This is a genomic window from Streptomyces sp. NPDC058157, assembly GCF_042884105.1.
GTDB lineage: Bacteria > Actinomycetota > Actinomycetes > Streptomycetales > Streptomycetaceae > Streptomyces.
This window is the reverse complement of the sequence record NZ_JBHVUQ010000145.1, coordinates 1-20011: the sequence shown is the minus strand read 5'-3', so window position 1 is coordinate 20011 and position 20011 is coordinate 1. Positions and strand designations below refer to the sequence as shown.

The following is a 20011-nucleotide window of genomic DNA, read 5'->3' as shown; positions in this document are numbered from 1 at the left end:
CCAGCCGGGGCAGCTCCGCACGCGGCCAGACCCCGCCGAGGCCGCGCACCACCACCTCCCGGTCGTGCACCCAGTACAGGTGCACGAAGCGGTTGGCCAGGGGCGGGCTCAGCTCCCAGCCGTCCGCGGCCGAGGCGCGCGGATTGGCCGCGGCCACGATCCGGACGTCGGACGGCAGGTGCAGCGCGCCGACCTTGCGCTCCAGCACGACGCGCAGCAGCGCGGCCTGGACGGCGGGCGTGGCGGTGGACAGCTCGTCGAGGAACAGCAGTCCCCGCCCGGCGCGGACCAGTTCCACGGCCCACTGCGGGGGCGCCATGGGCACCCCGTTCTCGGCCGGGTCCTCACCCAGGACGGGCAGACCGGAGAAGTCCGTCGGCTCGTGGACGCTCGCGATCACCGTCGTCAAGGGCAGGTCCAGGGAGGCGGCGAGCTGGGTCAGCGCTGCCGTCTTCCCGATGCCGGGCTCACCCCAGAGCAGGACGGGGAGGTCCGCGGCCACCGCCAGGGTCAGCGCTTCGAGCTGCTCGTCGTGGCGCGGCTGCGTGGTCGTGGTCCGCAGGAGCGTCAGGAGGTCCCGGGCGACGGAGAGTTGTGGCCGGGCGCCGTCGGAGGGAAGGCCGGGAAGGCCGGGAAGGCGGGCGGGGAGGAGGGGGCTGGAGGACATGGGCATCACCTGTGAGGGTTTCGGGGACGGGGATCCGTCCGGACGTCGTCGGCGGCGAGGGTCCGTACGCGCACGCCGACGGGAGTGAGAGGAGGGGAAGAGGGGGTCAGAGGTGCAAACCGGTCCGGGGACGGGCACGGGAGCTCCGCTTGCGGCGCAGCTCCGGAGGCAGACCGCGCTCGCGCCGCGGCCGGTGGCCGACGGGGCCCGCCGCGAGGGCGGCGGGAGGCACGGGCACCAGCCCCGCGCGGAACAGCCCCTGGTCCAGGCGGCCCGCCACCGCCGCGTCCAGGGCCTCCCGCAGGGGACCCTCACGCAGCACCGCGCCGGGGCCGAGCAGCCCCTCCACCACGGCCAGGGCGCCGGTCACGTCGCCGTGGCCGAGCCGCTCGCGGACCGCGGGCAGCGCCTCGGGGCTGCGGTGGACCGCGTCGATCGCCCGCAGACAGGGCAGGCCGGGGCCACCGAGCGCCACGAGGAGTTCCTCACGGGCCAGTTGAGCGGGCTCGTGGTCGACGGCCGTCAGCGTGCCGTCCCGCAACGCGATCCGGTGCACCTCCCCGCGGCAGTCCACCCGGTGCGGGTCCGTACCCGCGGCGGCGGCCGGCCCGGGGTCCCGCACAGGCCCGGACCCCAAAGCCCGTACGGCGGCCGGCCCCGCCAGCGCCTCCGCGACGAGCGGGTGCAACCGGTCGGCCCGGAGCAGGCCCGCCCGGAGCAGCTCGAGGTCGGGCAGCGGCCTCGCCGCGGCCTCGGGCAGCACCGGCAGCCCGGCCGCCGCCCGCGGCGACGGCACCTCCCGCACCGGCCGCAGCACCGGGGCGTGGGTGTCGTCCGGGGCGACGAGCTCGAAGACGCCGTGGCCGCGCGCACCGAACCGTACGGTCAGCCGGCCCCGGGGCGGGCGCCCGTCGGCCCGCAGCAGCAGCTCGGCCTCGGCGGCCCAGTGCTCCGGCAGCGCGGCGGGCAGGTGTTCCCCCGGCCCGCGGCCCTGCGGCCCGTGCGGGGTGAGGGGGGCCCAGCACCTCCCCGCCAGCCCGGCGCTGCGCGTGCCGTCCCACAGGTGGCGGTGCAGGTCGAGCCGGAAGCGCCGGTCGGGATGCGGGTGGGGATGGTACGCGGGCGGGTCGTCCCGGGACCCTTCCCAGAGCGCCAGGGACATCCGCTGGCCCGCGTCCGCCCAGGCGGGCGGTGTCCTCACCACGAGCCGGAGCGTGGTCCGGCCGGGGGCCTCGTAGCGGGCCAGACAGAGGGTGAGGCCGGGCCGCAGACGCCCGTCCGGGGCCGTGCGGGGCATGTGCCAGCGCAGCAGATCGGGCGCCAGACGGCGCAGATCGGCCCGCAGACGGGAGGCGAGTTCGGTGCCGTGGCGGTCACGCACGGCGCGCAGATCGAGATCGACGTCGATCCGGGCGGCGGCGCAGGCCCCCGCCCAGTCACCGGCGGCCCGGCGAGCCGACGCGTTCTCGATCATGGACGGTGGCACGGCGTACTCGCGTACGCGTTGCCACATGAGCAGGCGGGAGGGAATCGGTTCCGCGAGGTGAGCTGCCATCAGCACTCACCTTGCGCGGACGATTCCCCCGATCCGGTGGAGGAGGAAGTGGTCATCGCCGGGATCATAGGCAGGCCCCAAACGATCTGTCAGCAGGGTTTCGCGGGGGTCACGCGCCAGGGCGCGAAGGCGCTGGCCGTGCGCGGCACGGAGCCCGCCAGTTCGGGGCAGTGCCGCAGCACCACGCTGGTCATGCCGTTGCGTTCGATCCAGTCCATGCCCAGGGGCGTGTACACCTCCGGCCTGAAGTCGACGGTGAGGAAGCGGTCGCTCTGCAGGCGTCGCGTCGCCATCAGGATGAAGATGCGGAAGGCCGTGTCGCTGAAACCGAAGCCGTGCGGCGGGTTCTCGGCGAAGAGTCCCACCATCGTGTCGACCTGGTCGACGTCGCGGTAGACCTCCTTGAGGCGGGCGACCGTCTCCGGGTCGGAGGACAGGTCTTCGAACCGCCGCAGGCGCGGCTTGTGCAGGCCGGCCCGGAAGTCGTTGTACCGGGGCACCCCGCGCCGCCGGGTCCGTACCAGGTCGACCACGGACAGGTCGATGATCTCCCCGTCCCGCTCGAACGCCTGGAGCGCCCGCGGGTAGTTGTGCAGGGTGATCGCGCCGGGATGGGCCGTGCCGAGCGAGTACAGCGAGTTGGCCAGACCGGTCTTGCGCATCAGCGGTTCCGTGGCGGAGCCCTGGAGGTCGGTGAACCCGAGGGTGTCCAGCCGCCGGCCGAGCCGGTGGTCCACGAGCTCGAAGTCGTCGGGGAGCAGCGGGTGCATGCGGTAGACGGTGACGAAGTCCTCGGTGAGCGAGTACGGGGCGCCGTGGTGGTCCGGCAGGGTCTTGGGGATGCCGGTCAGCGCGTGCGATTCGAACAGCCACAGGCCCAGCTGGTCGAGCCATTTCTTCGGCGGGCCCTGCCAGTTGGTCTTCAACCCGATGTCGATCACCTCGGTGGCGAGGATCGCCGGAGTCCACTCCACGGTGTGGATCTTCGCGATGAGGGCCGAGACGACCAGTCGCGCCGTCTGGTAGACGCGCTCCTCGTCCAGGCGCGGGTATTCCCGCCGCAGCGCCTCGCACACGACGTTGTGCTCGCGGGCGAAGAGGGTCTGCATCGCGCTGAGGCCGAACCACCAGCTCTCCGCGAACCCGGTCAGCGGAAGGCCGTTCGGCCCGAGCGGAAGGTGACCGTCGTCCAGCCGCAGGGTGGCGCCGCCGTCCGCCTCCCGCAGCGACATGCCGGTCTGCCTGTCGCCGCCGTAGATCTCCGAGCCGTCCCACCAGTGGGACGCCGCGTTGGCGAAGAGGACGGGCGGTCCGCTGCCGTCGGCCGGGTGCAGCCCTTCGTTCTCGGCGAAGCGCATCACCTTCTCGGCCGCTCCGCCCGGGGTGTTGCGCCACGTGACGCCGGGCGGCAGCGGTACCTCGACGGCCGTCGTACCGGTCGGGTAGCGCTTGTGGTTGACCCAGTCGTGCACCTGGAACTGGATCCAGGCGGCGGCCAGGATGTTGAGGGAACGCGCCGGGAGGAAGGCGTCGCGGTGCAGCAGTTCCCTGCTGACCGTGACCGGGTTGGGCACGTCGAAGAGGTCCGGCCGGTAGACCGGGCGGAGGTTGCGGCCGAAGGCGGCCCCGATGGCGCCCATGCCCGGCGCGGACAGGTCGTTGTAGGTGCCGTCGTAGCTGCGCGCCACCCGCATGCTCTCGTCGACGGCCGCCGGCACGGGCCGGGTCCTGGGCGGGGCCTCGTGGAGGTCGGTGTCGATCAGGTTGGAGCGCCGCAGCCGCTGCCGCAGGGCCACGAGGTTCAGCAGCCCGAGGGGCACCGGGAGCCGGTGCCAGGGGACGAACCGGTCGAGGACGTCGAAGGCGCCGCGCAGCGGCACGCCCAGGACTGCGTTGCGGCGGGGCTGGACGCCCGCGAACCGCTGGCCGAGGCGGTGTGCGCTGCTGGCCTCGTAGGCGGCCTTGCGTGCGCGGTTGAGGTTTCCGAGGGGCCGGAACGCCTCGGTCGTGTTCCACGGGTTGAAGGCGAGCTGCTCGACCCGCGCGGCCGCGGTCCGGGCCTCGGCGGCGTCGATGTCCTGGCACGGCACGGTCAGGGTGGCCACGAGGACGGGAGGGGTGTCCCGCTCCTTCCACTCGGCCGTGCCGTCCTCGACGGAGGTGCGGCGTTCGTCGACGTAGCGCTGGACGTACAGCTCGAAGACGACGTCCGCCCGCTTCAGCCGCTCCGCGAGTTCGCGGTGCAGGTGGTCGGGGTCACCGGGGGAGGGGGCCGGGGCCGCGGCCGCGTCCGAGGCCGGGCGCAGCTGGTAGCGGACCGGTCCGGCCGCGCCCCACAGGATGGCGCCGCGGCTCCAGTACGTCTCCAGTGCCAGGCTGCGGACGGTGTGTCGGGTACCGGCCCGCACGTTGTGGCGCATGCGCGCGGCGGTGGACCAGCCCACCGCGAGCGGCAGCCTGACGAACAGCGCGAAGGCCTTGCGCGGGGTGGAGTCGGCGCCCGCCATCGCCTTGGCGAACGCGACGAACTCGCGCGCGTCGCGTGCGTGCGAGACCGGATGGCTCGTCATCAGCAGGTCGTGCGCCTCGTCCGGACCCGCCGCGACCCGCAAGGCCGCCCCGCGCAGATCGGGGGCCTGGTCGGGCTGCCGCGAACCGTTCGCGTTCGAGAGGCGTACGGTGACGGGATACTCGGCGCCGGGACGCGCGAAGCCGGTCCGCAGGTCCGGCGGCAGGTCGTCGCCGAACCTCAGGCGCGCGTTCTCCGCGCCGAGGACCCCCTTGGCGTGGAACGCCCGCGCGATGTCGGCGGCGCCGCTGCGCTTCCTGTTCTTGAGCTGGACCCGCATGAGGTCATGGGCCAGCCGCTCGAAGAGGAGCCGTTCCGCATCCGGGTTCCCGCCCACGTAGTGCTCGTACCGGCCGATCTCGTCCATGTGTGCCTCTTCGCCAAGGCGTCCCCGGCCGGCCGGACGTGCGGTGGGGGCCGATCCGGGGCGACGCTGCGCGGCTGCCCGCGACCGAGCCGGCGGGCACCTCCGTTACACACGGCCACCCTGACGCAGCGGCGCGGGCGCGTCGCGCGGAACGGCGCAGACGGGTGGCTCCGGGCCCGCGCCGGGGTCTCGTGGCCCGGGCCCGTCACCCGCACGGGCCACACCGCTTGCGGGAGCGGGATGGCCCGACCGATGGCAAGCTGGATTCCGGGGCGAGGGAGCCGAGGAAGGGCGATGAGAGTCTACGAAGCCCTGGTCAAGGGACTCGAAGGAATCGGGGTGCGGGCCGCTTTCGGGGGCGCCGGAGAGAACGCCGCCGGCCTGATGCTGGCGCTGAAGCACTCACGGCGGATCCGGCCCGTCATCACCCGGCACGAGCAGGCCGCCTCCTTCATGGCCTGCGGCTACGCGATGTACACCGACCAGCTCGGCTTCTGCTTCGCGACGGCCGGACCGGGCGCCTTCAACCTGTTCTCCGGCCTCGCCGTGGCCCTGTCCGACTCCTACCCGGTCCTGGCCGTGTCGGGCTACGCGTCGAGGGCCTGGGAAGGCTGGGGCTCGCTCAACGAGACCTCGGGCCTGAACAGGACACCCGACTCGCGCGCCATGTTCGCGGCCACGACGAAGAAGTCCTTCCTGCTCACCGACGCCGCGGACACGTGCGACGTGCTCGAGGACGCGGTCAACACCGCCTTCGAGGGCAGGCCCGGACCGGTCCACATCCATGTCCCCGAGGACCTCACCCACCGTGGCGTCGACGTCGGGAACTTCCGCGACATCCGGCTGCACGTACCGCCGGTCGTCCCCGATCCGGCGCGCGTGGAGGAGATCGCGTCGATGCTGGCCGAGGCCCTCGCGCAGCGGAAGCGGATCGTGGCGCTCGTCGGATTCGGCGCGGTCCGCAGCGGGGCGGGAGCCGAGGTCCGGCGACTGATCGAACGGTTCCGGATCCCGCTGCTCACCACGCTCGACGGCAAGGGCATCGTCTCGGAGGGGCACCCGCTGTCCGTGGGCGTCTTCGCCGACAGCGGTCACGCCAGCGCCTGGAAGGCCTTCCGCGAGGCCGACGTGGTGCTGTGCGTCGGCAACTCCCTGAACCAGCACGCCACGTTCAACTACCGCGAGGACCTCTTCGCGGGCAAGGTACTGGTCCATGTGAACATCTCCGAGGCCGAGTTCCACAAGGCCTACACCCCGGACCACCCCCTGCACGCGGACGCGCGCCTGGCCGTCGCGGCGCTCCACGAGGCGCTGGAGCGGAAGGTCGGCGAGGTCCCCGCCGCCGAGGTGGCGGGCCGTGACCACGACGTCCGGCCCGTCGTCCACGAGCCCGGGAAGATCCATCCGGGGGAGCTGGCCCGGGCGATCGGGCGGCTGCTGCCCCCGAAGGGCGTCCTGCTGGCCGACGCGGGAGCACACCTCGCCTGGCTCGGCTACCACGTAGAGCTGGAGGAGGGACAGAACTTCCGCAAGGCCGGATCCTTCGGCCCGATGGCGGGCCACGTCAACGGCGCCATCGGCGTGAAGCTTGCGCACCCGGAGCGGACCGTCGTCGTCGGCTGCGGCGACGGATGCTACTCGCTGTCCGGATTCGAGCTGATGACGGCCGTCGAGTACGCGATCCCCGTCATCTGGGTCATCTTCGACGACGAGGAATTCAAGCTGATCAAACTCTTCCAGCTCGCCACCTACGGGGAGGCGGGGCTCGTCGAGTTCCGCAACCCCGACTTCGCCGCGTACGCGCGGGCATGCGGCGCCGACGGCTACCGCGTCGAGACCCTGGACGCGTTCGAGAAGGCCTTCCGCACGGCCCTGGACTCCGGCCGGCCCACCCTCATCGACGCCAGGATCACGCGCTGGGCCGTTCCCCACTACAGCCCGTCCCCCGACGGCGTCCTCGCCGCACTGGTGGAGACGGCCGAAGCCCGCCCCCGCGACTGACCCCCGCCACGGCCACCGGTTTGGCGTGACGTGGCGCGGCATGCTGAAGGGACCGAGGTATGAACGACCCGCTGGACACCCGCGGCCGTGCCGGGCTCGAGGCCCTGATGAACCGGCCCCTGCTCACGTCGATCTGGCACCGCCGCACCCACCGCGTCAGCCGCGGCAGTTCGGTCGAGGCCGGTTCCATGAGCTGGACCTCCAGCGCACCGAGAACCCCGCTCACGGAGCTCGAGGAAGCCGTCCTGATCGCCCTGACCGGATGCTCCGGACTCACCATGCCGGACCGTCCCTTCGCCGACCCGCGCGACGGCAAGCCCATCATGGCCAAACCGAACCTCAACATGGCGGGCAGGACCGCCGGCAGCCCCGACAACGCCCAGGGCACGCACTTCTTCCTGATCAACGACAGCGGAACCTACTTCCTGCGCACCCTCCCCCCGCCCGCCGACGGTCCGCCACCGCGGTTCGACGCCGCGACCCTGTGCGCCCGCGCGGCCGAGGCGAAGGTGCGGCTGCTCGACCACCGCCTCGACGTACCGGAGGGGAAACGGGACTTCCCCGCCTACCTCGACTCCAACCGCTTCCTGTCGAACCTGCCCGGCACCACGGTCCTCCTCCCCGTGGTCGACCTGACACGGCAGTACGTCAACGGGCTGATGTACCTGCTGACCCAGCCCGAGGGAGCACGGCCGACGATCGTCGACGACCGCAACTTCTACCGTCCGGCGGGCGTGCGCAAGTGGGTGAAGTCGGGCTTCCTCAACAAGGACGTCACCCTGCCGCTGGGCGCCATCTGGGCCATGCGCACCCAGATCGAGGCCGACCTGCTCCTGCAGAACCTCATGCTCACCGCCGACGCCATGGGCCTCGGAGCCTGGATCCACGCGTCGCTCGCCCCGCCCATCGCGCTGGGCGACCCCAAGTTCCGCGCCGGCTACGGCCCCATGCTCGGCTTCGACTGGACCGTCCCGCGCTGGCGGCCGGCGGACATCCTGCGCTGGCAGGTGCCGCTGCCCCGCTACGCCAACCTGCGCGCGGCCCCCGTCGCCCTGCGCCACGACGGCGAGTACCTCATCAAGGCCATGTGCCCGCCCAACTACGGCAGCATGGCGGAAGCGGTCGACGCCGTCGTGGCGGGCAAGTTCGGGCCGAAGGGCATCTACGCCGACGAGGCGCTGTTCGCCCGGATCTACCGGGGGGACTTCGGCAGCCGGTACCTGCACCAGGCCGGCGACTACGCCGCCGACGTCATCGCCTGCACACGGGACATCTGCACCTACATCCACGAGACCCACGGGCGGTTCCCCGCACACTGCGACACCATCCACGTGCCGGGCGTCTGGCTCCAGGCCCACCACGTCGAGAACGGCTACTACGAACGGTTCTTCCGCCACGGGCTGACCGAGACCCACCGCACCCACGACCACGACTGGCACGGTCCGTAGCCCGGCATCCGCCGGGTGGGGCCGAGCGGGTCCTGTTCCCCCGCCAGGCCCGCCCAAAGCATCACCAGCCGCATTCCAGCCATTACTCTGCGTGCATGCCGAATGCGCGGGCGCAACTGAAACTGCGGGAAGTGCCGGGCTGGGCGGTGGGGCTGTGCCTGTTCGGGCTCGCCGCGGGTCTCACGATGGTCCTCTGGTACGGGGCGGCCGTGCCCTTCGGGGCCAGGCCGCCCGGCGACGGCGAGCTGCTGCTCCAGTTCGCGGGCACCCCCGCGCGGGCCCGCGCCGTCGTGAAGGCGCGGGGCGGCGCCGGACTCTTCCAGGACGGGCTCGTGCTGGACTGGTGCTGGTTCATCCCCGGGTACGCGGCGGCCCTCGCCGGGACGTTCGGACTCGGGCGCCTGCTCCTCTACCGCAAGGCCACCCGGCTGTGGTCCCTGCGGGCCCTCTTCCTCACCCCCGTGGTGGTGGCGGCGGACTGCGTGGAGAACGTCTTCCTCTGGAAGGCCCTGGACCGCGTCAAGGCCGATCCGGCCGGCCCCCGACCGCGCCTGGCCGGCGTCCTGGGGAGCGGCCCGGAGCATGATCTGGAACGGAACCTGCAATGGGCCGGCCACTTCGCCCAGCTGAAATGGGCGCTGGTCATTCCGCTGGTGGCGGCCGCCCTCCTGACCGTCGCCACCCTCTGCTCCCGCCGCCTGCTGACCCCCTCCCTGGTGCGGAGCGCCACCGCGGACCGCCCCCGTCCCGCCGTGGCGTACGTCGACCAGCCCGCCGCGGACCACACCGACCTGCCCGACGTGATCCTCCCGCCCGCCGCGCCCCACGACTGGGAACCCCTGGCCGAGTGGACCGCCCCCGACCCGGGCAGGCCACGCCTGGCCGCCGACCCGGCGGACACCGCGTCGGCCCGCTGGCGCGACCGCCGCTACCAGCCGCCCACCCGGAAACCCGGAGAGCTCGGCTTCTGCGTCTCCGGCGGGGGCATCCGGTCCGCGTCGGTCACCCTCGGCGCCCTGCAGGCCCTGCGCGCCCAACTGGTCCAGGCGGACTACCTGGTGTCGGTGTCCGGCGGCGGATACACCGCCGGCGCCCTCCAACTGGCCCTGACCGACGCCCGGTTCCTGGACGCCAAGGGCAGGCCCACGGTGGCGCGGCCGGGCCTGGCACGGCCCGCGGACGCGTTCGCGGCGGGCAGCCCGGAGGAGGACCACATCCGCCGGCACGCGAAGTACCTGGCGGACGCCCCCAAGGAGAGGGTGCACGCCATCGGGGCGGTGCTGCGGGGGATGGCCGTCTCCTTCGGCATGCTGGCCCTTCTCTTCACCGTGGTCGGCCAGCTCCTGAACGCCTTCTACTCACGGCTCCCGCTGACCGACCTCCACCGCTTCGTCCCGCGGCCGAAGGTCTTCGTACCGACCTGCCAGAACCCGGCGCTCCCGGTGTGCCCCGGGCCCCCGGAGACCTTCCTGCCCCCGTTCCACCTGTACCCGGACGCCTGGCAGCCCGTCCTCGTCCTGCTCGGCCTGGCCGGCCTCGTGTCGGTGGCCTTCGCCTTCGGCGGAGCCTGGACCCATGCGTCCCGCCCCGCCTGGCTGCGCAGCATCGTGAAGGCGATCGTGGCGCTGGCCCTGGCGGTCGCCGTGCTCTCCATCGTCCTCCCGGCGGTGATCTGGTTCTTCGCCTGGCTCGCACACGAACAGGGACTGGTCTACAACGACGGCAGGGGACTGTCCCTGCTCGCCGCGCTCACCGGGGCGGTGACCGCGGTCGGCACCTGGTTCACCGTCGTGCACAAGACGGTGAAGCAGCTGACGCCGGACGGCACCCAGGCCGGCCCGTTCCGCAAGGGCCCCTCCCTCGTCGTCCAGGTCGGCGGCGGCTGGGTCAAGGCCGCGGTGTGCTGGCTGGTGCTGCTCCTGGTCGCCTTCTTCTACCTCGCGCTCATGACCTGGACGGCCGTCTACGCGGGCACGTGGAACATCTGGTGGAAGGCCGGGATCCCCATCGCCCTGGTCGTTCTGTCGCTCGTGATCGACCAGACCACCTTCAGCCTGCACCCCTTCTACCGCCAGCGGCTGGCCGGCGCCTTCGCCGTCCGCCGCGCGGTGCTGAAGGGCGGCTCGGTGGGCGCCCTGCCGTACGACTACAACCGCGAACCGACCCCGCTGCACCCCTACGCGGAGCGGGTGCCCGGCTTCCCCCAGGTCATCTTCGCCGCATCGGCCGCCGTCTCGCTGCGCAACCGGACCGCACCCGGGCGCCCGGCCGTTCCCTTCACCTTCGCCTCCGACTACTGCGGCGGCCCCGACACCGGCTGGGTCCGCACCGACACCCTGCAGCGGACCGCCCCGGAGATGATCGGGCGCGACCTGACCGTACAGTCGGCCGTCGCCGTGTCCGGGGCGGCCTTCGCCTCCGCGATGGGCTCCCAGACGACGTTCCTGGAACGGCTGCTCGCGCTGTCCAACGTACGGCTGGGCACCTGGATCCCGAACCCCCTCTACATCGCGGAACTGGCGAAGTACGGGCCCGACCGGATCATGCCGCGGCTGCCCCGGGTGCGGCGGCTGCGCTACCAGCTCCAGGAACTGGTGGGCTGGTTCTCGGACACCACGCCCCTGCTGCTGTGCACCGACGGCGGGCACTTCGACAACCTCGGCCTGGTCGAGATGCTGCGGCTGCGCTGCCGGACGGTCTACGTCATCGACGCCTCCGGGGACAGCCCGCCGCTGCCCACCACCCTCGCCCAGGCGGTGACGCTCGCCTACGAGGACCTCGGCGTGAAGATCAGGTTCGACCGGGAGGAGGGCCGGAACCTGCTGGACCTGGTACCCGGCAGCGGCACACCCCTCTCGCCCGAGACCCCGATGGCCGCCCTCAACGCCCGCTTCTCCGCCACCGGCGTGGTGCGCGGCACGATCGAGTACCCGGAGGAGGTCGAGTTCTCCCCGGGCACCCCGAAGACCACGAGGGGGACGATCATCTTCGTGAAGGCCACCCTGACCCCCGACATGCCGGAGGACCTGCTGAGCTACGCCCTGCGCGAGCCGGCCTTCCCCCGCCAGGCCACCTTCGACCAGTGGTTCGACCACGCCCAGTTCGACGCCTACCGAGCCCTCGGCCACCACCTCGGCACCAAGGCCGCCGAACTCCACCCCGACACCCCACCCGCGTAGCCGCTGCCTGTCGGTGGCCTGCCGGTGCTGTCGGTGTGATGTCGGTGGGGGCTGGCACCTTGGGAGAGGTCCGGCCGGACAGGCGTCCGGTCCGGAGTCCTAGGAGGGGATCTCTCGTGCATGACGTGGTGATCGTGGGAGCCGGCCCGGTGGGTCTGGTCCTTGCCTGCGAGCTCGGTCTCGCCGGCTGTTCCGTATTGGTACTCGAACGGGAGCCGGGGCGCGGCTCGCCGTTACGGTCGGCCCCGCTCGGCAGGCGCGGGCTGTCCGCCGCGTCGGCGGAGGCGTTCGACCGGCGCGGACTGCTCGAACCGCTGCTGGCGGCGTCGGGTGACCAGCAGGTGTTCGACGTGGCCCCCGAAGCGGGTGAACCGGCACGCCCCCGGTTCCTCGGCCACTTCGCCGGCATGATGCTCGACGGGGACCGGGTCGACACCGGCGCCCTCCCCTTCCGGCTCCCGGGGGCGGCGCTCGAAGGCGTGGTGACGGACCTCGCGGCCGTCGAGACGGTGCTGTCCGAGCAGGCGTCCAAGCTCGGAGTGGACATCAGGCGCGGCGTCACCGTCTCGGCCGTCTCCCAAAACGGGCACGGCGTGGTCGTCCGAGCGGGCGCGGACGCCCACGAGGCCCGCTGGCTGGTCGGCTGCGACGGCGGACGCAGTACGGTGCGCAAGCTCGCCGGGTTCGAATTCGTCGGCACCGAACCGCAGTTCACCGGCTACACCATGCAGGCCACGCTCGCCGACGCCGGGCGGCTGCACCCCGGGTTCCACCCGACGCGGTCGGGGATGTACCTCCGGCTGCCCGGCGACGGGCACATCGCCATGATGGACTTCGACGGCGGTGCCTTCGACCGTTCACAGCCGCTGACCCGCGAGCACCTGCAGGCGGTCCTGCGCCGCGTGTCCGGCATCGACGTGACCATCGACGAGGTCCACCTCGCCTCCAGCTTCACCGACCGGGCGATGCAGACGACGGCCTACCGGCGCGGACGCGTCCTGCTCGCGGGCGACGCCGCCCACATCCATTCCCCCCTCGGCGGCCAGGGCCTGAACACCGGCATCGGCGACGCCGTGAACCTGGGCTGGAAGCTCGCGGCGACCGTGCGCGGGCACGCGCCGGACGGCCTCCTCGACAGCTACACCGGCGAGCGCCACCCGATCGGTGCGGCCGTGCTCGACTGGACGCGCGCCCAGGTGGCGACCATGAGGCCGGAACCGTACGCCCGGGCCATCCAGGCGGTGGTCCGCGACTTCCTCGGGACCCGTGACGGGGCGACCTACGTGTACGAGAAGCTGTCGGGATCGTGGATCCGGTACGACCTGGGCGGCGACCATCCGCTGGTCGGCCGCAGCGCCCCCGACTTCCGTTTCGAGGACGGCACGCGCCTCGGGGACCTCATGGCGGACGGAACGGGTGTCGTGCTCGATTTCAGCACCGACCGGCGCCTGCACGCGTCCGCGGCCGGCTGGGAGGGCCGGATACGGTACGCGGCCGGGACGGCGGCGGACGACCTCGGGTGCGGTGCCGTGCTGGTCAGGCCGGACGGCGTGGTCGCCTGGGCGGGCGACCGGCTCCCTGATCGCTCGGAGTTCGAGCAGGCCGCCGGCCGCTGGTTCGGCGGGCCGGCCCCCGCACCCGTTGCGGCCTGAGTCGTGTGACGGCCGCGGCCCCCGAGGCCGCGGCCGTCCGATCGCCTCCTTCCCGGCCCCTACTGCGCGGGCTCCGGGGCCGTGGCGTCGGCGAAGGGGCACCGGGCCTGCCCGGGTGTCCGGGGACCGGCCGCGGAAGCCACTGCTCCGTTGGGACGGGGGCGGGGGCGGGGGCGGGGGCCGCGCGGGTGGTCGGTGATGTCGAGGGTGAGCTTGTGGGGTTGGAGGATGGTGCGGGTACTGAAGACGGGTGTGGTGCCCGGGGTGCGGGTGATCTGGTAGCTGCTGGTGAGGGTGGCCGTGGTGACGGTCATCGCGACGGTGGCGAAGTGGGTTCCCAGGCAGGTGCGCGGCCCGCCGCCGAAGGGCATGAAGGCGTACTTGGGCAGGGGGGCGGAGGGGGAGCGGTCGGTCCAGCGCTCGGGGCGGAACGCGGTCGGGTCGTCGTAGTGGCGGGGGTCGCGCTGGAGGACGAAGGGGCTGACGGCGACGCGCTGCCCGGGGCGCAGGGGGTAGCCGGCCAGTTCGGTGGGCTCCTCGACGGTCCTTTCGATCAGCCACAGCGGCGGGTACAGCCGGAGCGTCTCCTTCACGACGGACTCCGTGACGGCCAGGCGCGGGACGTCGGCGGCGGTCGGAAGGCGGCCCGCGAGCTCGCGCTCGGCCTCGTCCCGTACCTGCCGGCGGATGCGGGGGTGCCGGTCGAGGAGGAGGAACAGCCAGGCGAGTGCCGCGGCGGTCGTCTCGTGGGCGGCGAACAGGTTGGCGACGATGATGCTGGTGGCTCCCTCAGGGGTGATGGCGCCCTCGTCACGGGCGGTGTTCAACAGGTCCGCGACCGTGTGCGGGGAGTCGTCGCGGTGGGTCGCGCGCCGGTGGTCGATCAGGCGGGACACCTCCGCCACCAGGTCGCGGTTGACGCGGTGCAGGCGCCGCCTGCGCAGGACGTGCCAGCCGGCGGGCAGGGGCAGGACGGGCGGCAGGAGCGCGTCCTGCAGCCGGGCCAGCAGGGCGGGCACCCCGCCGGTGTCGGGCCCCAGGCAGAACTCGGCGACGAGGTGTGCGCTGAGGTCCTCCAGCGCGGGGATCGCCTCGACCGTCCCGCGCGCCCGCCAGCCCTGCGCGTGCCGGGCGGCGGTGGCCGCGAGGCGGTCCTCGGCGGCGCGCATGCTCGTACGGTTCAAGCCGCGTCCCGCCAGACTGCGGGCCCGCATCCACACGGCCAGGTCCTCGGAGGCCCGGCCCCCGTCGGTCTGCTCGCCCAGCAGGTCGCGGCTGATGGCGTACGTGGTGTTGGTGTGCTTGAAGACCTCCTCGGCGAGGGCCGGCGAGTTCGCGAGGTACAGGCCGTCGTCGACGCGGACGAGGTCGCCGTACTGCTGCTGGTGGAGCAGGAAGCCGAGCTGGTCGCGGTCGAAGGCGCGTCGGTTGCCGTGCCGCCCGGCCCCGGTGGGGCCGGGCGGCACACGGAGCAGCGCCACGACTACCGCCCCTGTACGTAGTAGTAGTAATACGCACCGCTACGATCCCCACCGGGGGCCAGGGGACTGGAGCGCTGGATCCGCGCCCCGGAGGGGTCATTGGCCAGGGGGGCCGCGTTCGAGGCGGCGAAGGCCGAACCCCCGCCGACGAGCGCGGCGACGGCGGAGATCGCGATGAGGAGCGACTTGCGCAGGGGGATCAGGGCAGCCATGGCTGGTTCCTTTCAGAGGCGCCGGGCGGATGCTCCGTCCGGTCTGTTGCCTCCATTCCGCCCCGAGGAGCCGCCACGGGCACGTCACGAGGAAACGGGACGTGCGACCGCCCTCCGCGTCTGGCACAATCACCGCCCCCGGCGGTGGCTACCTGCCGACGACGTTCATCAGGATGATCGCCGTGAGGTCGGCGAGGATGACGCCGACGAAGCCGATGATCACGGCCCAGGCCCGGGCCGATTCGTCCAGGTGCACGTGTCCTCCCGTGCGGGCGGCCGGTCCCTGCTCGTGCCGGGTGCCGGTCGGCGCGCCCTTCCCGTCTCCCAGCCATGGTGGCCCGGTCGGCCGCGGAGCACACCTCGGGGCAGGATGGGCGGATGCGTACGACAGAACTGGCATCGAGAGCGGCGGCGTTGGCCGCCCCGGGCGAGCGGCGCGTCCTGGGCATCGCGGGACCCCCGGGGGCCGGGAAGTCGACCCTGGCCGCCGGGATCGCGCGGGCGCTGGGGCCGGAGCGGGCCGTGGTGGTCCCGATGGACGGCTTCCACCTCGCGCAGGCCGTGCTGGAGCGCACGGGCCGCGCCGACCGCAAGGGCGCCCCGGACACCTTCGACGCCGCCGGTTACGTGGCCCTGCTGCGGCGGCTGCGCGCACCGCGGCAGGGGTCCACGGTGTACGCGCCGGCCTTCGACCGCACGCTGGAGGAGCCGATCGCCGGCAGCATCCCCGTCCCCCCGGACGTACCGCTGGTGATCACCGAGGGGAACTACCTGCTGCACGACGCGGGGGAGTGGGCCTCGGTACGGCCCCTGCTGGACGAGGTCTGGTACCTCGACCCGGACGACGACCTGCGCCTGGACCGGCTGATCGCCCGTCACGTCGGGCACGGGAAGGACCCGGACCACGCGCGTGCCTGGGTGGCCCGGTCGGACGAGGCGAACGCCCGCCTCGTCGCCCTGGGCCGCCACCGCGCCGACCTGGTCGTCGACACGGGCTGAACGCCTCAGGACGACCGGGGCGCCCAGAGGGCCACCCCCTCGGGCAAGGCGTGATCCGGCCGCCGCGCGTGGCCGGTTTCGTGGCCTGGCGCGAACGGCCACGCCTCAGGAGGATTCTCAGCGGCCGCACGGGCCGCATGGAGAACGGGGGGCTGATGAGGACACGACGGAGAGTTCTACGGGACAGGTGGGTCCGGGCATGTGCGCGCGGCGCGGTAGCGATGGCGCTGACGTGCACCGGGGCCGCGATGGTTCCCACGGCGACGGCGCAGGCCGCGTCCGCGTGCTCGACCGACACCGGGGCCAGGGGCCTGGCGAGCTCGCCGGTGGCGGGCACGCTGGTGTCCGTGCCGCGTGCGGACGGCCGGATCGCGCAGCTCCAGCTTTTCTACGACGCCACCGCGACCGGGGGCCTGCCCTTCGTCTGGCACCGCGAGCAGAACGGACCCGGCGGTGCGTACGGGGGGTGGCAACGGGTGAGCGCGGCGACCGTGGGCCCCAAGAGCTACGCCATGACGGCGATCGAGAACTCGGCGGGCAAACTGGAACTGCTGTTCTCGACCTACGGCGTCTTCTGCCACACGGTGGAGGACGCCGCCGGCGCGGGCGGCTGGAGCCCGGTGGAAGGATTCGGCCTCGCGCCGACGCCGTACCACGGCGGAGTCGTGCTGTTCAAGGAGCGGGACGGCAGCATCGACGCCTTCGCCTCCGGGGCGTACGGCGGCGGCTCGATGGAACTGCGCCACCAGCAGAACGCGGCCGCCGGCTGGGGCCCGACCCGGTCCATGGGCCAGGTGCCGGACACCGGCGTGGGCCTGAGCCAGCCGAGCACCGTGGAACAACTGCCCGACGGCAGGCTGCACGTGGCGGCGCGCGAGTGGAACAGGGACCGCACGTGGGAGGTCTGGCAAGCGGCCCCGGGCGGCAGCTGGGGACCCTGGCAGCTGACGTCCCCCTCCGGGACGGCCGGCTAGCGGAGTTCACCGGAAGGCACGCCGGGCCCCGTCCGGTCCGCCGCGCGGCCGCGACAGACGGCCGGGACCGGGCATAAGCACGGTCTATGGCGCCATCGGAGCGCGGGTCCTACCGGCGGCCGGCGGGCCCCACGAGGGTGGGGGCAAGAGCCTTCCGATGAAGCAAGGACACCATGTACACCCTCTTGTTCCTCCTGATCTCCCTGTGCCTGTGGGCGGTACTGCGCGACTGGCCGCGCGGGACGCAGCTGTCGCTGTGGGCGGGAACGCTGGCGCTGAGCACGCTGGCGTTCCTTCCCCACCTCGACCGCGCCTTCGGCCTGAGCTTCTGAGGAGGAGCCCCCGCATGACCGCCACCGCAACCACCGCAACCACCGCAGCCGCCCCCGAACGGGCCCTTCCCCCGGCCCGGCTCACCCACCGCCTCGGCCTCTGGTTCGCCCACGCCTACGTCCTCGGCATGTGCGCCACCATCGGCGGCGCGTACGTGTTCCAGTTCGCGCTGTGGGAACACCCCTGCCCGATGTGCCTGCTCCAGCGGATGTTCATGCTGCTCAGCGCGCTCGGCCCGGCCATGATCATCGCCCGTTCCCGCAAGGGCGCCGTGGGCACCGCGCACTTCGCGTCCGGGTGGGGCGTCGCCATCGTCTCGGCGCTGATCGGCAGCACCGTCTCCGCCTCGCAGGTGCTGATGCACATCGTGCCCCCGGACCCCGGGTACGCGGGCGCCCTGTTCGGCCTGCACCTGTACACGTGGGCCGCGATCACCTTCCTCGTCGCGGTCCTCGCCGCCGCCGTGAACCTCGTCCTGGCACGGGAGTTCCAGCCGCTGGGCGCCGCGCAGGCATCACCGGCCCTGCGCCGCGCGGCCGGGTTCACCCTGTTCGTCCTGGCCTTCTTCGCGGTCAGCAACCTGGTGGCCTGCCTCTTCCTGCAGGGCCTGCACTGGCAGATGCCCGGTGACCCGACGTCCTACCGGTTGATCTCCGACCTGCTGTGAGACGGAGGCGGGGCCGGCCCCGGTCTCCTGCGCCTTCGGTCAGCGGCGGTGGAGGGTCTGGAGGGCCTCGATGAGGATCTTCGGATCGTGCCCGCCCTTGTGGACGGGCGGGGGCTGCCTGTCGAGCCCCAGCAGCTGGGCGACGGCGGTCCAGGCGGTGCGTACGGAGTACTCCACCGTGAAGACCACGTCGTCGGGTACCTCGGCGTACTGGCCGATGAAGGCCAGGTTGGTGGAGCCGGCGGGCACGACCTGGGGTCGGTCGCCGGCCTTGCGGACCAGGAACTGGCTGGTGATGTACGGCATCTTCGCCGGGATCACCAGCGAGCCGTCCAGGATCCGCTGGCGCTCGGCGAACGGCAGGTGCTGCAGTACCTCGTCGAGGATCTCCCGGCCGGTGCACTCGGACATCGGCTTGCCCACGAAGTCGCCCCGCCTGCCGGGGAACAGCGCGTACCCCCACCACACGAACGTGTCCTCCGGCTGGTCCCGGAAATGCGGCTGGTGGTTGAGCACGATGGTCAGCAGCCAGCTGGACCCCTTGAAGGTGATCAGGCCGCCCTTGCCCGCCTCGCTCCCGCTGAACTCCTCCATCAGTTTGAAGAAGACCGGGTCCTTGGTGGTGACGGTGAACGACTCCCAGGTGGAGTCCTCGACGTGGGAGTCGAACACCTTCGGGTCGCCCAGCCCCGGACGCTTGGCGGCGAGGGTCTCCCACAGCTGCCAGGCCCCGCTGGTGGACGTGGTGTCCAGAGCGGGGACGGAGTCGGTGGAGCCGAGCGTGGAGTTCGCGGTCATGGAGCCGTTGGTCACCATCACCAGGTCGTCCGGGGCGACGGCCGTCCGGCCGGACTCCCCGCCGCGCTCCCACACGACCGCCTCGACGGTCAGCGCGTCCCCGTCGGCCAGCTGCAGGTCGGTGACCCGGGTGCCGAGCCGGAGGGTGACCCCCTGTGCCGTCAGCCACGCCAGGAGGGGCCGCACGATCGAGTCGAACTGGTTGAACCGGGTGCGGTAGATCCCCGACATGGTGTCGAAGGTCTTGAACAGGTGGACGAAGCGGTTGAGGTAGCGGCGGAACTCGATCGCGCTGTGCCAGGGCTCGAACGCGAACGTGGTGCACCACATCGCCCAGAAGTTGGTGGTGAAGAACTCCGCGTGGAAGAGGTCCGAGATCCGCTTGCCGTCCAGCAGCCTCTCGGGCGTGGCCACGCACTTCACGAGTTCGAGGCGGTCCCGTTCGGAGAACGTCATCGCATGCGCGTCGATGAGGCTCCCGTCGGCGCCGACCAGGCGGGCGTGGTCGTCCCAGGCGAAGTCCTCGTGGAAGGAGAACGTGTCCTCCGTGACCGACCTGGCCGGGTCGTCCAGCGACGGGACGGAAGACAGCAGGTCGTAGGTGCAGTCGAAGTGGATCTCGAACATGCGGCCGCCGCGCATGGTGTACCCGGTCTCGGGGGAACCCGCCGCGTCCAGGCTCCCGCCCTCGCGGTCCTGCTCCTCCAGGATCACGATGTCCTTCCCCGAGAACCCGCCCTCGCGGATCAGGAACGCCGCCGCCGCGAGCGACGCGATCCCGCTGCCCACCAGATAGGCCTTCGCCACTGCCCGTCCCTCCGTCCCACGCACGCCGCCCTTCCCGGTCCGCGGGAACGCGGCCGTCTCGGGCGGAGGAGCCCTCCATGGGTTCCACGGCGCGTCCGGCGCGACACCGGAGCGGTCCCCAGGTCCCCGGTTCGGCCCAGCGCGCACGCCGCCCGGCGCGGTGGACCGCCGCCACGGGCATCCCCGCCCCGGATCTCCACCTCCTTCTCCACCCCCGGGTCCAGGTGCGGAAAGCGGCTTCGCAGCAGGCTTGAGGGCATGACAGCAACCGAGTGGATCACCGACATCGCCCTCGTCCTGAT

General features: G+C 72.8%; 14 protein-coding genes. 8 read left to right on the top strand and 6 right to left on the bottom strand.

The window, feature by feature from the left end; translation table 11 throughout:
- The 3 genes from ACFVXK_RS28235 to ACFVXK_RS28225 form a co-directional block, all read right to left on the bottom strand.
- Positions 1-667, bottom strand: a 667-nt coding sequence (locus ACFVXK_RS28235) for an AAA family ATPase (protein WP_389616649.1), incomplete at its 3' end; no start/stop codon positions are given.
- 106 nt (positions 668-773) lie between these two features.
- Complete coding sequence (locus tag ACFVXK_RS28230; RefSeq protein ID WP_389616646.1) at positions 774-2222, bottom strand: hypothetical protein; 1449 nt, start codon at positions 2220-2222, stop codon at positions 774-776.
- A gap of 89 nt (positions 2223-2311) precedes the next feature.
- The gene (locus ACFVXK_RS28225; RefSeq protein WP_389616643.1) at positions 2312-5158 is read right to left on the bottom strand and encodes a peroxidase family protein; all 2847 of its coding nucleotides are present in this window, start codon (positions 5156-5158) and stop codon (positions 2312-2314) included.
- 294 nt (positions 5159-5452) lie between these two features.
- On the opposite strand from ACFVXK_RS28225, the gene ACFVXK_RS28220 reads away from it, so the two are divergent.
- From ACFVXK_RS28220 to ACFVXK_RS28205, 4 genes are all read left to right on the top strand, one after another.
- A complete protein-coding gene (locus ACFVXK_RS28220) occupies positions 5453-7159 on the top strand; it encodes a thiamine pyrophosphate-binding protein (protein WP_389616640.1) in 1707 nt (568 codons plus the stop codon).
- 59 nt (positions 7160-7218) lie between these two features.
- Positions 7219-8607: a hypothetical protein gene (locus ACFVXK_RS28215; RefSeq protein WP_389616637.1), complete on the top strand. Its 1389-nt coding sequence runs from the start codon at positions 7219-7221 to the stop codon at positions 8605-8607.
- 95 nt (positions 8608-8702) lie between these two features.
- On the top strand, positions 8703-11786 hold the full coding sequence (locus tag ACFVXK_RS28210; RefSeq protein WP_389616635.1) for a hypothetical protein: 3084 nt from the start codon (positions 8703-8705) through the stop codon (positions 11784-11786).
- Between the two features lie 116 nt (positions 11787-11902).
- The gene (locus ACFVXK_RS28205) at positions 11903-13438 is read left to right on the top strand and encodes an FAD-dependent oxidoreductase (protein WP_389616631.1); all 1536 of its coding nucleotides are present in this window, start codon (positions 11903-11905) and stop codon (positions 13436-13438) included.
- Between the two features lie 59 nt (positions 13439-13497).
- Here ACFVXK_RS28205 and ACFVXK_RS28200 read toward each other — a convergent pair whose 3' ends face one another.
- On the bottom strand, positions 13498-14919 hold the full coding sequence (locus tag ACFVXK_RS28200; RefSeq protein WP_389616628.1) for a cytochrome P450: 1422 nt from the start codon (positions 14917-14919) through the stop codon (positions 13498-13500).
- Between the two features lie 2 nt (positions 14920-14921).
- Positions 14922-15131: a hypothetical protein gene (locus tag ACFVXK_RS28195; protein WP_389616625.1), complete on the bottom strand. Its 210-nt coding sequence runs from the start codon at positions 15129-15131 to the stop codon at positions 14922-14924.
- A 378-nt stretch (positions 15132-15509) separates the two neighbouring features.
- On the opposite strand from ACFVXK_RS28195, the gene ACFVXK_RS28190 reads away from it, so the two are divergent.
- From ACFVXK_RS28190 to ACFVXK_RS28175, 4 genes are all read left to right on the top strand, one after another.
- Positions 15510-16130: a nucleoside/nucleotide kinase family protein gene (locus ACFVXK_RS28190; RefSeq protein WP_389616622.1), complete on the top strand. Its 621-nt coding sequence runs from the start codon at positions 15510-15512 to the stop codon at positions 16128-16130.
- Positions 16131-16477: 347 nt separating this feature from the next.
- On the top strand, positions 16478-17104 hold the full coding sequence (locus ACFVXK_RS28185; RefSeq protein WP_389616619.1) for a hypothetical protein: 627 nt from the start codon (positions 16478-16480) through the stop codon (positions 17102-17104).
- Between the two features lie 173 nt (positions 17105-17277).
- On the top strand, positions 17278-17436 hold the full coding sequence (locus ACFVXK_RS28180) for a hypothetical protein (protein WP_389616616.1): 159 nt from the start codon (positions 17278-17280) through the stop codon (positions 17434-17436).
- Positions 17437-17450: 14 nt separating this feature from the next.
- Positions 17451-18104, top strand: coding sequence for a disulfide bond formation protein B (locus ACFVXK_RS28175; protein WP_389616613.1), 654 nt, complete (start codon positions 17451-17453; stop codon positions 18102-18104).
- Positions 18105-18143: 39 nt separating this feature from the next.
- Here the strand turns inward: ACFVXK_RS28175 and ACFVXK_RS28170 are convergent, their stop codons facing one another.
- Entirely contained in the window at positions 18144-19709 is a 1566-nt protein-coding gene (locus ACFVXK_RS28170; RefSeq protein ID WP_389616610.1) for an oleate hydratase, read from the bottom strand.
- Between the last annotated feature and the right edge of the window lie 302 nt (positions 19710-20011).